This window comes from Zobellella maritima, from assembly GCF_003075035.1.
Classification (GTDB): Bacteria; Pseudomonadota; Gammaproteobacteria; order Enterobacterales; family Aeromonadaceae; genus Oceanimonas; species Oceanimonas maritima.
Genome location: NZ_QCZE01000001.1, coordinates 324,744 through 338,625 on the forward strand (window position 1 = coordinate 324,744; position 13,882 = coordinate 338,625).

Here is a 13,882-nt window from a genome sequence, read left to right on the forward strand (position 1 = left end):
TGGCGTAAATTGTAACCTAACCGAACGTTTAGAAAAAGGATTGATGATGAAACTCTATGAACTGGCTGCTTCGCCTAGCGCCCGTCGTGTCGGTATTTTTCTGGCGGAAAAAGGCATTGAAATCGAACGGATTCCCGTGGATATCCGCGGTGGCGAAAACCTGAGCGACGAATTCAGGGCGATGAGTGCCAACGGCCGCATTCCGCTATTGGCGCTGGATGACGGCAACTATCTGTGCGAGTCGGTGGCTATCTGCCGCTACCTGGACGAGTGCTCTCCCACTGACACCTCGTTGTTCGGCAATACCCCGCTTGAGCGTGCCCGGGTGGAAATGTGGCATCGCATCGTCGAGCTGGATGGCCTGGTGCCGGCGTTTCAGGCGTTTCGTAACCTGACCCGGGTCTATCAGGATCGGGAAAACTGCGTCGAGGCCTGGGGACACGAGTCGAAGGCGAGGGTACAGGCCTTCTTGCCCAGGTTGGACCAGCGGCTTGCCGACTCGCCCTATCTGGCCGGTGACGAATACAGCATCGCCGATATCTGTGCCTATGTATTGATGGAGTTTATCAGCCGGATGGATATCGAAGCCGATCAGAGCCAGCCTCATCTGCAGCGTTGGCAGCAGCAGGTGGCGGCGCGGCCCGCTATCCTGTCCCTGTAAATCACCCGAACCAGGAAGATGACCATGATCGACCTCTATACCGCCGCGACGCCCAATGGCTTTAAAGTTTCCATCGCCCTGGAGGAGATGGGCCTGGCATACCAGCTTCATCCGCTGGACCTGAGCGCCAAGGAGCAGAAGCAGCCGGAATTTCTGGCAATCAATCCCAATGGCCGCATCCCGGCCATCGTCGACCGGGACAACGACGATTTTGCGGTGTTTGAGTCGGGTGCCATCCTGTTGTATCTGGCCGAAAAAACCGGCAAGTTCCTGCCCGATGATGCCAACAAGCGCTCTCGGGTGATCCAGTGGCTGATGTTCCAGATGGGCGGTGTCGGCCCCATGATGGGCCAGGCCAATGTGTTTTACCGCTACTTTCCGGAAAAAATTCCGGCCGCCATCGACCGTTACCAGCATGAAGGCCGTCGATTGTTCGAGGTGATGGATGGCCAGCTGGCCAAGTACCGCTATCTCGCCGGCGATGAATACAGCATCGCTGATATGGCCGCCTGGCCCTGGGTGCGAGGCTACGAATGGAGCGGGATAGATATCGAGGGGCTCCCCCATCTGCAGCGCTGGCTGGATGAACTGGCCCAGCGACCGGCTTGTCGGAAAGGCATTGTCACGCCGCCTCCTGCCGAGCTGAGCGATGAAGAGCGGGCCGAGCAAATCCGCAATATGGTCACCCGCTAACCTGAGGCACCGGTTATTATTGGCACCTCATCCGCGGCGCGTACCCGGGTGGGGTGTTTTTGTGTCCGGCCTAGTGTCTTGCGCATCGGGGGCGGGCAAGCAAGCCGATATTGGCCAATAATGAAATAACAACCTTATCGGGTCGGCCTGGTCCGGTTTTTGCTGTTTCCACTCTTTCATCTGTTGCAGTGCCGGCAGCCTTGCATGCAGTATATGCCCCGATCCGAGGCTGTGAGGGCGTCGGTCCCCTGGCCTCATCATAAAAATTAACTCAAGTGGTTATATAATGAGCGAATTATTTTCCCTGGCGCGCTGGATGCCTGGGCTTGCGGTATTGCTTCATTATCAGCGCTCCTGGCTGGTGCCGGATCTGCGGGCCGGCCTGTCGGTGGCGGCGGTGGCCTTGCCGGTTGCTATCGCCTATGCGGAACTGGCGGGGGTGGGGGCCATCGTCGGTCTTTATTCCTGTATTTTACCCATGGTCGCCTATGCCTTGTTCGGCACCTCCCGGCAATTGATCGTGGGACCGGATGCGGCCACCTGTGCCGTGATTGCCGCCGTGGTTACGCCGCTGGCGGCCGGTGATGCAAGCCGCCATTGGCAGCTGGTGATGACCATGACGGCGATGACCGGAATCTGGTGTCTTATCGCCAGCCGTTTCAAACTGGGGGTGCTGGCGGACTTCCTGTCCCGGCCCATCCTGATGGGGCTGCTCAACGGGGTCGCCATTACCATCATAGTGGGCCAGCTTTCCAAGGTATTGGGGTTTACCTTCGATCAGCGTCATTTGATCGAGCGGATTGCCGAGAGCCTGGGCTATTTTTCCCGCATCCATCTGCCCACCCTGGGGATCAGCCTGCTTACCCTGGTGTTGATGTTGCTCTGCAAGCGGTTTCGACCCCAATGGCCGGGTAGCATGCTGGCGCTGGCCGTCAGCGGCGGCCTGGTATGGGCGCTGGATCTCGGCTCGCTGGGCATTGCCACCGTGGGCACAGTGGGCTCGGCGGCCCTGCTGCAAATACCCGAGTTCCCGCCCGGGCTGATGCGGGAACTGGTGTTGCCGGCATTGAACCTGGCGATGGTGAGCTTTGTTTCCATGATGCTGACCGCCCGTAGTTTCGCCGCCAGGAATGGCTATGAAATCGATGCGGACAAGGAATTCCGGGCCCTGGGCTTTGCCAACCTGGCCTCGGCGGTGTCCCAGGGATTTGCCATCAGCGGTGCCGATTCGCGCACCGCGGTCAACGATGCCAACGGCGGCAAAAGCCAGCTGGTATCCATTATTGCCGCCGCCGCCATCGCCCTGGTCACCTTCTATCTGACGGCGCCGCTGCAATATATCCCCACCGCGGCCCTGGGGGTGGTGCTGATCATGGCATCGGTGTCACTGATCGACGTCAAGGGGCAGTGGGCCCTGCGTTATTCCGACAGCTCGGCGTTCTGGCTGGCGGGCATCACCTTTATCAGCGTGCTTTCCATGGGGGTGATCCCGGGCATTACCCTGGCGGTGTTGCTCGGCCTGTTTCAGTTTCTGCGCAATGTCATGCGTCCCACCGAACAGCTGCTCGGCATGAACGAAGCCGGGGTCGTGCATACCATGGGCCGCAGCGAGAAGGTCAAAGCCATTCCCGGGGTCTTGATTTATCGTTTCAACTCGCCGCTGACCTATTTTAATGCCTCCTACTTCAAGCGCCGGGTGCTGCATCTGCTGGCGCAGGAAGCGGTGACGCCCAAGTGTCTGGTGATCGATGCGGTAGCCTGCTTTACCCATCAGGATATCAGCGTGATGAGCATGGTGGCCGAGCTGCACAAGGAGCTGAAACGTCGGGGAGTTCAGATGGTGATGGCGGGAAGGAGGACCCAAATGACTCATTGGTTCAAACAGGCCGGGATCCGGGTGGGGGAAGAAGGTATCCATATCTATCCCGATACCTACCAGGCCTTGCTCGAGACCCGACATTACCGGGAGGCCGAGGCACCGGCGTCGGTCGCACCGGAGACGGCCCCCCCGGAACAGGAGGTCGGCAAAATCGTGCCTCTAACGAGTGCCGGCGGCCATGGCCGGTGAGCGTTCCCTGTGCCGGTGTAGCAGCATTAGCAGCGATTAATTAACTGTCGTAGAGGAAGGTCACCATGAGCACCGATAAGCCCGGCGTATCCCTGGCCCTGTTGATACCGCCTCCCTTGGTGGTGGCCTTGTTCGGGATAATGATGTGGGTATGCGCCCAAGAGTTTGGTATTGGTCGTTTTGTGCTGATATGGCCGGATCTGGTGATCGGTTTGCTGCTGGGTGGCGGCCTGTTGCTGATCGGCAGTGCCGCCGGCGCCCTGCTCAGGGCCAGGACCACGGTCAATCCGCTGCGGCCCGGCAATGCTTCCCGGTTGGTAGTGACCGGCGTGTTTCGTTGGTCACGCAATCCGATTTATCTGGGGGATTTGCTGCTGTTGCTGGCCTGGTTCATGTGGCTTGGGCAGCTGGCCAACCTGCTGCTGCTTGCCGGTTATGTCGGCTATATGAACCGTTTTCAGATTATGCCCGAAGAGCGTATCCTGGCGCAGCGTTTCGGGGACGCCTACCTCAATTACTGTGCCAGGGTCAGGCGCTGGATATGAAGGCGGAACCTGCTCCATCACAGCCTGAGGGGGAAGACCAATTGGAATTGGCCTTCCCCCTCACTCTGGCGTCGCCCGGCAGGCCATGGGCATGTTACTCACCGAGCAGGCGAGAATTAACAAGGTGAAGGCCGGTGCGAACCAGAACAGGCGGTGATTAAGGTTCGATACGGATATCTTCTTTGAGGGCGGCCAGCTCCTGGATATGAGAGGGAGTAACGCCGCAGCAGCCGCCAATGATGCTGGCGCCGGCCTTCATCCATAATCGGGCGAAATCGCGGTAAGCCTCTGGGGTCAGATCTTCCCTGAGTGTGCAGAGCCCGTCATTGGCTTGGTGCGCGTCACCGATGGGGAGGAAGCTGTTGGCATAAACTCCCAGCCGGATGTCTTGCTCCAGGCCTAAGCCAGCCAAGGCCTTCCTGGCTGTGGTAATGGCTGCTTCCATCACTTCGGCACAGCTGCAGTTGAACAGGATGGCGGACAGCCGGGTCTTATCCAGCCAGCCGACGGCTTCAAACACGGTTTCTCCGGAGCGCAACCGGGGCTCTCCATCAACCTCATCCTGAATGGTAAAGGCCAACCACAGTGCTTTATTGGTCGGCAAGACACTGTGTGCAATCAGCTCGGCTTCGGCAATGGATGACACCGTTTCGGCCAGCCAAAAATCCACGTACGGTTGCTGGTGCTGTATCAAAAGATCGATAATCGGCCGGGCACTGTCTGCCGAAAACAGGTCGGGTCGATAAGATCCCAGTGCCGGAGGAAGGCAGCCGGCCACGGCGACACCTGGATACCCGTTTGCACTTTTACGGGCCAGGCCGGCGGCCTGTTCGATCAGGCGACTGCCGGCTTGCTTGAAGCGCTTCTCTCCGATATGAAAAGGCACCAGCGCATAGGTGTTGGTGGTGATGACCTCGGCACCTGCTGCCAGAAAATGTTCATGGGCCTGTGAGACAAACTGCGGGGCTTCAATCAAGGCTTGAGCAGACCATTCAGGCTGCCTGAAAGGCGCGCCGATACGCTGGAGCTCGCGGCCCATGCCGCCATCCATAATGATCGGATAGGTGGATATTGTTTTCATTTAATACTATGTTTTTATTGAAAAATTTCGATGATCATAGGGTTGTTTCCGAGGCGGGGCAAGGCCGGGAACAGGACATGGGGGGGCGACGGCCGGAATGGGAATATTTTTTTCTGGGTAAAATAGGGATATTTTTATCAGGATTGGCATTTGATGATAATTAATTGTTCATATCCGTTATCTTTATCTGCACGGCCGGGTTATTTCGCTTTTTAGTGCTGAATGTGTAGAATTGGCGCGTTCATGCATTGAACAAAGTGACGTAATGAAACCTCCTGAATCCTGCTTATCCGAACAACGCCTCGTTACCAGCCTCAGCGGCGGCTTCCTGCTCCTCTTCGTGTTACTCGCCTTTTTCGACCTCAATCAGATGACCGACTGGATCAACACCGGCTTCGCCTGGGCGGCGGATGTGTTTGGCCCCTTGTGGCAGGTCTGGATGCTGGCCAATCTGGTGGTGGCGCTGGTATTGGGCTTGTCCCGCTATGGAGATATCCGCCTTGGGGGCAAGGGACGGCCCGAGAGCTCGACCTTTCGCTGGCTGGCGGTGATCATGTGCACCCTGCTGGCTGGCGGCGGTGTGTTCTGGTCGGCGGCCGAGCCCATGTACCACTATATGACCACACCGCCGATGTTTGTCGATTCCGGGGTGTCAGCAATATCGGCGGCGCTGGCCCAGAGCTTCCTGCACTGGGGGTTTCTGGCCTGGGCTTCGCTGGGGACCTTGTCGGCAGTGGTGGTGGTCTATGCCCATTATCACAAGGGGCTGGCGATGCGGCCGCGCACCCTGCTCTACCCGATGGTGGGCGAACGCATCGAGCATCACTGGCTGGGCACCCTGGCCGATGTGGTGTCGATTATCGCGGTGGCGGCCGGCACCATAGGCCCCATCGGTTTCCTCGCCACTCAGCTGGGGTTCAGCTTTGAGGCGCTGCTGGGCTGGGATAACGGCTACGGGTTGCAGTTGGCGGTACTGGGCGGCCTGGTTCTGCTCTATACGTTGTCGGCGTCGACCGGGATAGAGCGTGGCATTCAATGGCTGTCGAGCGCCAATGTGGTATTGGCGGTGCTGCTGCTGGCCGCCATCTTGCTGGCGGGGCCCGGCAACTTTATTATCGATGCCTTTCTCAATGGCATGGGCGTCTATCTGCAAGATTTCATGCCGATGGCGCTGAACCGGCAGGATGACGCCTGGTCGGGCTGGTGGACGGTATTTTTCTGGGGCTGGTTTATCGGTTACGGCCCCATGATGGCGTTGTTTATCGCCAGGATTTCCCGTGGTCGTACCCTGCGCGAACTGGTGTTGGCGGTGGCGATCATGGCACCGCTGGTCACCAACTTCTGGTTTGCCGGCCTGGGTGGCGCCGGCATTTTCTACGAGCAGGCTGTACCCGGTAGCGTGTCCCAGCCGCTACAGGATGGCGGTCTGCCGGCGGCGCTGTTGGCCGTTACCCAGCAACTGCCGTTGGCCGAGCTGATGGTGCCGGCATTTCTGGTGCTGACGGTGACCTTCGTCGCCACCACCGGTGATTCCATGGCCTATTCCATTGCCATGGCCATCAGCGGTGATCATACTCCACGTACCCGGGATCGTATTTTCTGGGCGCTGACCATGGGTCTGGTGGCCGCGGTGTTGCTAAAGATGGGGGAGGGCGGCATCAATGCCCTGCAGTCCTTTATCGTGCTTACCGCCGTGCCCGTATCGCTGTTGCTGTTGCCGGTGCTCTGGACCGGACCCAGGGTGGCCCATGCCATGGCTTATGAGCAGGGCATCGTTACCCAACAGGTACGCAGCGATGAACTGGCCAGCCAGAAACAGGGCGTGCCCCGGCCTGATGGTGGCAAGAGGAGGGAGTCCGGAAAGGCGGATCACCTTTCCGGTTGATCGTCCGGCTCTAACGCTATCCTGTATCGCTGACTGACAGTCCCCAGGAATTTCCCTGGTGTTATCAGTGCATGATATAGCGCAGCACAGCATTGTGCATATGGACGCTTGTTTCCTGGAGGAGCGCATCGAAATCGAGTCTGCGGCGGTGGATTCGGAGCTGGCCACGGTCGAGGTTATCCTGCGCGAGCGCAGTTTGCCGAACCAGCCCAGGGAGTGGTCGAAACAGCTACATATCCGCTTGAATGTAGCGCTGCCGGATTTGCTAGCGGGTCATGATGAGGGGGAGGGAGCCGGCGGGGGCTCGGCTCCCAGGCCGGCTTGGCGGGGATCAGTTATTTCTGCGCCATACCACGGGAAACCAGTCTTCGCGCATGATATCACCCTGCCGCAGGCCGATACCGGTAAAGGGCGGTGACGTTGCGCCGCCCCGTTCGGCGAAGCGTACATCGTCGCCCATAAAACGGGTGGAAAAGGCCCGCCGACGACGCCGGGTCGGATTGCCCGGCGCCCCGTGCACGGTTTTGAAGTTGAAGATCAGCGCGTCGCCCAGCTCCAGCTCGGGAGTCAGGATGTCGAACTCACCACCATCGATGTCGGGCATTTCCATAAACTGGCTGTCGTCATTATACCAGGATTCATTGGTAGACCAGCGACTGGGACGGATCAGACTGGGCCACTTGTGGGAGCCCAGTACCACCTGGAGCGTGTTATCCCTGGTGACCGGATCCAGCGGTATCCAGTAGCTCGCCGTTTTCTCGCCGTTGACGCAGTAGTAGGGCATATCCTGATGCCAGGGAGTGGGCTTTGAGGTGCCGGGCTCCTTCACCAGAATATGTTCGTGGAACACCTGGATATAGTCGGAGCCGGTGATGTCTCCGGCAATGGCAGCTCCCGGCGACTCTTCTATCCAGCGTTTGAATTCGGGGATGCGCTGCCAGTTGCAATAATCCTCGAAGAAACGGCCGCCGGCGCCGCTGGCGACGTTTTCCCGGCCGTGGGGCCCCGGGGCGCGCAATACCTGTTCAAACCCTTCCCGCAGGGGGGCAATCCAGTCTTTGAATACCCCCTTGATGACGATGGCGCCATCGCGCTCGTAGGCCTCTTTTTGCTCCTGGGTGAGCAGGGTCGGGCTGAGTGTCTGCATGTCGATAAGTCCTTCTTGTCCGGTGATGAACGACAGGGATGACTTTAACAGGCAAGTAACATAGGTTATAAATACACTTTTTGTATTCAGGATATAGATAAATGGCTATACCATTTACCTTCCGCCAGCTCAGCTATTTCGTCACCGTTGCCCGGCACGGCAATATCAGCAAGGCGGCGGAGGCACTCTATGTTTCCCAGCCGTCTGTGTCGATCGCTATTCATCAGCTGGAAAACCTGCTGGGGCAGCCGCTGTTGTTGCGTCACCGGGGGCAGGGGGTGAGCCTGACGCCCAAAGGAGAAACCCTGCTGAAGGAAGCGCAGCTAATCCTGACCACCTCGACCAATCTGCTGGCTACCATGGAGGAGGACGAACATCAGATAGAAGGACAGCTGGCTATCGCCTGTTTCAGGGATATAGCGCCCTATTATCTGCCCCGATTGATCAATGAATTCGGGCGCAGCTACCCCCGCATCAGGTTATTGATGCTGGAGCAGGATCTGGCCGGGGTCAGTGAGGCGTTGACCGAGGGGAAGGCCGAGCTGGCGCTCAGCTATGATCTGGGCCTGGAGCAGCAGATTGAGAGCCGGGTACTGGATGAGCTGAAACCCTATGTGCTGGTACCGGCCGGGCACAGGCTGGCGGCGGAAGAAAGGGTGTCCCTGGCAGACATCAGCGATGAGCCGCTGATCTTTCAGGATTTACCGCTAACCCGGGAGTATTTCATGTCGCTGTTCTGGCATCAGGATCTCAAACCCAATATCAGATACACCACGGCGTCGTTTGAGATGCAGAGGGGCCTGGTTGCCCATGGCCATGGCCTGGCCCTGTCCTGTACCCGGCCGGTGGGTGATCGCAGCTACGACGGTTTTCCCATCGTCTGTCTGCCGCTGGTAGATGACTTTCCACCGCAAAGGGTCGTGCTGGCACGGTCACGGCGGTTTACCGCGTCCGTGCCGGCACGTCTGTTTATGGACTTTGTCGGCCGAACCGTTACCGACCCGGACTAAAGCACCTGTGAGGCTATCCAGCCAAAGAGGATCAGGGGGATGTTGTAATGGATAAAGGTGGGAATCACCGAATCCCGGATATGATCATGCTGACCATCCGCATTCAGGCCGGCGGTGGGTCCCAGGGTCGAGTCGGAGGCGGGTGAGCCCGCATCCCCCAGGGCGCCGGCGGTACCCACCAATGCCAGGGTCGCCAGGGGCGAGAAACCGAAGCTCAGGGCCAGCGGTACATAAATCGCCGCTATGATGGGCACGGTAGAAAAGGAAGAGCCTATACCCATGGTGATAAACAGGCCGACCAGCAGCATGATCAGGGCGGCCAGTGCCGGGCTGTTGCCGATCAGGGCGGTCGAACTGGTGACCAGTTCGGGAATGGCGCCGGACGCTTTCATCACGCTGGCAAAGCCGGATGCCGAAATCATGATAAAGCCGATTAGTGCCATCAGCCGCATGCCCTGGGTAAATACATCGTCCTGTTCCTTCCACTTGAACATGCCATTCATCGACAACAAGGCGAAGCCGAGCAGGCCGCCCAGCACCATGGAGCCGGTGGTCAGCTGCACTGTCAGGGCGCCGACAATGGCCACCAGGATGACGAAGAGTTGCAGCCGTGACAGGCCGGCTGCATTGTCGTCCCGGGATTGAACGGCAACATCCGAATGTCGGTACTGGCGGGGAGTGCGATAGCTGTAAAATACCGCGACCAGCAGTCCCAGCACCATGCCCGCCGCGGGGATCAGCATGGCTTTCGGCGCCATGGCGGCGGTAACCGTCATGCCCAGCTCGGCTCCGGCCTCATTGACATTATTGGTGAGGATGTCATTGAGGAAAATGGTGCCGAAGCCGACCGGTGTGGTCATATACATGATGGTGATGCTGAAGGTGATAACACAGGCGACGGCCCGGCGATCCAGCTGCATCATGCTCATCAGTCCCAGCAGGGGAGGGACCAGGATGGGAATAAAGGCGATATGGACCGGCACTATGGTACCCGAGGCTGCGCCCACCAGGATCAAGGCACCAAACAAGGTCCATTTGATACTGTTCAGGCGGCCGTTGCCGGCACCTCCGCCGATCATCTTCAGGGTATGCTGTGATACCAGCCCGGTAATGCCGGTGCGCGATAACGCCACGGCAAAGGCCCCCAGGGTGGCATAGGCCAGCGCAACAGTGGCGCCGCCACCCAGGCCATTGTTGAAGGCGGCGATGATCTCCTCGACCGACATCCCCGCATACCAGCCGCCCACCAGTGCGGCCACTACCAGGGAGAACACCACGGATACCCGGGCCAGACATAAGCCGACCATTACCAGGATGGCCAACACGATTGCATTCATTGATACGACTCCTTGTCATTTGATTCATGCATTTTCAATACAATGTCCATAGCCTTGATATTTGCATCCGTTTTTAATGTGAAAAGCAGAATTTTAATCCATATAGATCGGGGAACAACGGGAGCTCACCGAGAAAACACCTGGTGAGTGAGTGGAAATTAACACTCTTCAAATATTGCGATTAAATACATTCTGTATATGAGCTATATAGCTAAAAAGCTATGAATGGGGCGAGTGGCACCGTTTTCGGTGCGTCCTGGAAGGCTGACAGTCCGGATGGCGCCGCGGCCGGTATCGGCGGGCTCAGCCCCTCGCCTAAGGACCCTGGGCGGGTGTATACTGGCCGCCTCTCGGATGCATTTTACAGGACACAGGGGACAGGTCGCATGATCCCAAGGTTAGATCTGCAGCAGCAGATAAACCCCACCTATTTTTCTTTTCTCGATTCTTTGGCCAGCAGTGGTTTTCGCGGTGATATAGAGCGCAGCTATGGCAGCCGGCTGGCGATGGCCACCGACAACAGCGTCTACCAGTGCTTGCCCCAGGCTGTGGTTTTCCCCCGCTCAACCCAGGATCTGGTGGTGATGCTGAGCCTGGCCGGCAAGGACGCCTACCGGGATATCCGCTTTGCGCCCAGGGGCGGCGGTACCGGCACCAACGGCCAGTCGCTGAACGATAATATCGTGGTGGACCTGTCCCGTCATATGCATCAGCTGTTGAAGGTCGATGCAGACGGCCGCAAGGTGCGGGTGCAGACCGGCATGGTCAAGGATCGGCTCAACCAGCTGGTCGCCCCCTATAAGCTGTTTTTCTCCCCCGATCTGTCAACCAGCAACCGGGCGACCATCGGCGGCATGATCAATACCGATGCCTCTGGTCAGGGCTCCCTGGTGTATGGCAAGACCTCGGATCATGTGCTGGGGGTGACCGCCGTGCTGGTGGACGGCAGCATCATCGAGACCGGGCCGGTCAGCGGCGAGGCACTGGACGCCAAGCTGGCCGAAGACAGTCGGGAAGGGGAACTGTATCGCTGTGTCCATGACAGCGTCACCGGGCATGCCGACGAAATCGAGCGGCGCTTTCCCAAGCTCAACCGCTTCCTGACCGGCTATGATCTCAAGCATGTCTACGACAAAGAGCGGCACTGCCTGGATCTGACCCGGCTGCTGTGCGGCTCCGAGGGATCACTGGCCTTTATCACCGAGGCCTGGCTGGATCTGACCCCCATTCCCGCCTGCCGCACCCTGGTGAACGTCAAATACGACAGCTTCCAGTCCGCCTTGCGCAATGCGCCGCTGATGGTGGAGGCCGAGGCGCTGTCGGTGGAAACCGTCGACTCCCGGGTACTCAACCTGGCCCGGGAAGATATTGTCTGGCATTCGGTCAGCGATCTTATTCAGGATGTGCCGGGCAAGGTGATGGACGGCCTGAACATGGTGGAATACGCCGATCAGGACCCGCAGGCCCAGCAACAGAAGGTCTCGGCCCTCTGTGCCCGGCTGGACGGGCTTATCGAGCGGGGCGAGGCCGGGGTGATTGGTTATCAGGTGTGTGATGATCTGGCCTCGCTCAACCGTATCTACGGTATGCGCAAGAAGGCGGTGGGCCTGCTGGGCAACACCAAGGGGCGCAAGAAGCCGGTGGCCTTCGTGGAAGACACAGCGGTGCCGCCGGAGCACCTGGCGGACTATATCAATGAATTCCGGGCCCTACTCGATGAACACGGTCTGCAATACGGCATGTTCGGCCATGTGGACGCGGGCGTGCTGCATGTGCGTCCGGCACTGGACATGACGGATCCCGAACAGGAGGTGATGCTGCGGAAAATCTCCGATCGGGTGAACGCGCTCACCGCCAAATACGGCGGCCTGATGTGGGGCGAACATGGCAAGGGCTATCGCTCCGAATACAGCCCCACCTTCTTCGGCGAAATTCTGTTTACCGAGCTGCGGCGCATCAAGTCGGCGTTCGACCCCTTCAACCGGCTCAACCCGGGCAAGATCTGCACCCCGCTCGACAGCCTGGAACAACTGGTGTCGGTGGACGCCACCAAGCGGGGCTTCTTCGACCGGCAGATCCCGGTAAATGTGCGTGACGGCTTTACCCAGGCCATGGACTGTAACGGCAATGGCCTGTGTTTCGATTTTGATGTGCGTTCACCCATGTGTCCGTCGATGAAGCTGACCGCTGATCGCCGTCATTCGCCCAAGGGCCGGGCCGGCCTGGTGCGGGAATGGCTGCGCCAGCTGTCGGCCCAGGGCTTCGATCCCCTGGCGGAAGAAGCGGCGGTAATGAGTCGGGGCTCCAGCGTCAAGAGCCTGGTGGAGCGGGTCAAATCCACCTGGCAGAAACACCGGGGGGAATACGATTTCTCCCATGAAGTAAAGGAGGCGATGGACGGTTGCCTGGCCTGCAAGGCCTGCTCCAGCCAGTGTCCGATCAAGGTGGATGTGCCCACCTTCCGGGCCCGTTTCCTGCAGATGTATCACCAGCGCTACCAGCGTCCGCCCAAGGATTATCTGGTGTCCTGGGTAGAAAGTTACAGTCCCTGGATGGCCAAGGCGCCCAGGTTGGTGAATCCGCTGATCAAGCATAAATGGGTACAGGCCGGAGCCAGGTCGGTACTGGGCATGGTGGACATGCCGTTGGTCAGCGAGCCCAGCCTGCAGACGCTGCTGGCCGACAGCCCGGCCGGCCAGTTTGATCTGGTGCGGCTGCAGGGCATGAACGAGGAAGAAAAAGCCAGGACTGTGCTGATAGTGCAGGATCCCTTTACCTCCTTTTACGACGCCCAGGTGGTGTATGACCTGGTTCGCCTCGCCACGGCCCTGGGCCTGAATCCGGTGGTGCTGCCGTTCAGACCCAACGGCAAGCCTGCCCATGTCAAAGGTTTCCTGCGTCGCTTCGCCGCCATGGCCGCCGACAGTGCCCAGTTCCTCAATCAGCTGGCGCGGCTGAATATTCCTCTGGTCGGTGTGGATCCGTCACTGGTGCTCTGCTATCGGGATGAATATGCCAAGGTCCTGGGTCAGGCCCGGGGCGACTTCGAGGTGCTGCTGCCCCAGGAGTGGCTGCTGCAGGTGATCGACAAGCTGGCGCAGAAGCCGTTGGCCGGCGAGCCCTGGTACCTGTTTGCCCATTGCACCGAGAAGACCGCCAAGCCCGCGACCCACCAGGACTGGAGCCGCATCTTCGCGCATCTGGGGGCCAGGCTGGAGCCGGTCTCCGTGGGCTGTTGCGGCATGGCCGGCACCTATGGCCATGAAAGCCAGCATGTGGAAGGCTCCAAGACCCTGTATGGCCTGAGTTGGCAGGAGCCGCTGGCCAGGCTGCCGCAACAGCGCTGTCTGGCCACCGGCTTTTCCTGCCGCAGCCAGGTCAAGCGGATGGAAGGCCAGGGTATCAAGCACCCGGTTCAGGCTCTGCTAAGCTTGTTGGCGTAACACAACAAGGAG

10 protein-coding genes are annotated in these 13,882 nt (G+C 59.2%); 7 read left to right on the forward strand and 3 right to left on the reverse strand.

Going from position 1 to position 13,882, the window contains the following annotated elements:
• Positions 1-46 precede the first annotated feature (46 nt).
• From DCS96_RS01535 to DCS96_RS01550, 4 genes are all read left to right on the forward strand, one after another.
• On the forward strand, positions 47-661 hold the full coding sequence (locus DCS96_RS01535) for a glutathione S-transferase family protein (protein WP_116472609.1): 615 nt from the start codon (positions 47-49) through the stop codon (positions 659-661).
• Positions 662-685: 24 nt separating this feature from the next.
• Positions 686-1,354 carry a glutathione S-transferase family protein gene (locus DCS96_RS01540; protein ID WP_116472610.1) on the forward strand — a complete coding sequence of 223 codons (669 nt, stop codon included), beginning with the start codon at positions 686-688 and terminating at the stop codon, positions 1,352-1,354.
• Positions 1,355-1,640: 286 nt separating this feature from the next.
• The gene (locus tag DCS96_RS01545; RefSeq protein ID WP_116472611.1) at positions 1,641-3,422 is read left to right on the forward strand and encodes a SulP family inorganic anion transporter; all 1,782 of its coding nucleotides are present in this window, start codon (positions 1,641-1,643) and stop codon (positions 3,420-3,422) included.
• A gap of 65 nt (positions 3,423-3,487) precedes the next feature.
• Entirely contained in the window at positions 3,488-3,967 is a 480-nt protein-coding gene (locus tag DCS96_RS01550) for a methyltransferase family protein (protein ID WP_116472612.1), read from the forward strand.
• Between the two features lie 157 nt (positions 3,968-4,124).
• Here the strand turns inward: DCS96_RS01550 and DCS96_RS01555 are convergent, their stop codons facing one another.
• Positions 4,125-5,048 carry a homocysteine S-methyltransferase family protein gene (locus tag DCS96_RS01555; RefSeq protein ID WP_116472613.1) on the reverse strand — a complete coding sequence of 308 codons (924 nt, stop codon included), beginning with the start codon at positions 5,046-5,048 and terminating at the stop codon, positions 4,125-4,127.
• A gap of 265 nt (positions 5,049-5,313) precedes the next feature.
• On the opposite strand from DCS96_RS01555, the gene DCS96_RS01560 reads away from it, so the two are divergent.
• Positions 5,314-6,933, forward strand: coding sequence for a BCCT family transporter (locus tag DCS96_RS01560; RefSeq protein WP_116472614.1), 1,620 nt, complete (start codon positions 5,314-5,316; stop codon positions 6,931-6,933).
• A gap of 331 nt (positions 6,934-7,264) precedes the next feature.
• On the opposite strand, the gene DCS96_RS01565 is transcribed toward DCS96_RS01560, so the two are convergent.
• On the reverse strand, positions 7,265-8,080 hold the full coding sequence (locus DCS96_RS01565) for a phytanoyl-CoA dioxygenase family protein (protein ID WP_116472615.1): 816 nt from the start codon (positions 8,078-8,080) through the stop codon (positions 7,265-7,267).
• Positions 8,081-8,181: 101 nt separating this feature from the next.
• Between DCS96_RS01565 and DCS96_RS01570 the strand changes: the two genes are divergently transcribed.
• On the forward strand, positions 8,182-9,090 hold the full coding sequence (locus tag DCS96_RS01570; protein WP_116472616.1) for a LysR substrate-binding domain-containing protein: 909 nt from the start codon (positions 8,182-8,184) through the stop codon (positions 9,088-9,090).
• On the opposite strand, the gene DCS96_RS01575 is transcribed toward DCS96_RS01570, so the two are convergent.
• Positions 9,087-10,427: a Na+/H+ antiporter family protein gene (locus DCS96_RS01575; RefSeq protein WP_116472617.1), complete on the reverse strand. Its 1,341-nt coding sequence runs from the start codon at positions 10,425-10,427 to the stop codon at positions 9,087-9,089. The two genes, DCS96_RS01570 and DCS96_RS01575, sit on opposite strands and share 4 nt — an antisense overlap.
• A 386-nt stretch (positions 10,428-10,813) precedes the next feature.
• Here DCS96_RS01575 and ydiJ point away from each other — a divergent pair, with 386 nt between their 5' ends.
• Positions 10,814-13,870 carry a D-2-hydroxyglutarate dehydrogenase YdiJ gene (gene ydiJ, locus DCS96_RS01580; protein WP_116472618.1) on the forward strand — a complete coding sequence of 1,019 codons (3,057 nt, stop codon included), beginning with the start codon at positions 10,814-10,816 and terminating at the stop codon, positions 13,868-13,870.
• Positions 13,871-13,882 lie beyond the last annotated feature (12 nt).

Coding starts and splice junctions, on each gene's coding strand:
- DCS96_RS01535 (WP_116472609.1), top strand. CDS start 47: ATGAAACTCTATGAACTGGCTGCTTCGCCTAGCGCCCGTCGTGTCGGT.
- DCS96_RS01565 (WP_116472615.1), bottom strand. CDS start 8,080: ATGCAGACACTCAGCCCGACCCTGCTCACCCAGGAGCAAAAAGAGGCC.
- DCS96_RS01540 (WP_116472610.1), top strand. CDS start 686: ATGATCGACCTCTATACCGCCGCGACGCCCAATGGCTTTAAAGTTTCC.
- ydiJ (WP_116472618.1), top strand. CDS start 10,814: ATGATCCCAAGGTTAGATCTGCAGCAGCAGATAAACCCCACCTATTTT.
- DCS96_RS01555 (WP_116472613.1), bottom strand. CDS start 5,048: ATGAAAACAATATCCACCTATCCGATCATTATGGATGGCGGCATGGGC.
- DCS96_RS01570 (WP_116472616.1), top strand. CDS start 8,182: ATGGCTATACCATTTACCTTCCGCCAGCTCAGCTATTTCGTCACCGTT.
- DCS96_RS01560 (WP_116472614.1), top strand. CDS start 5,314: ATGAAACCTCCTGAATCCTGCTTATCCGAACAACGCCTCGTTACCAGC.
- DCS96_RS01550 (WP_116472612.1), top strand. CDS start 3,488: ATGAGCACCGATAAGCCCGGCGTATCCCTGGCCCTGTTGATACCGCCT.
- DCS96_RS01545 (WP_116472611.1), top strand. CDS start 1,641: ATGAGCGAATTATTTTCCCTGGCGCGCTGGATGCCTGGGCTTGCGGTA.
- DCS96_RS01575 (WP_116472617.1), bottom strand. CDS start 10,427: ATGAATGCAATCGTGTTGGCCATCCTGGTAATGGTCGGCTTATGTCTG.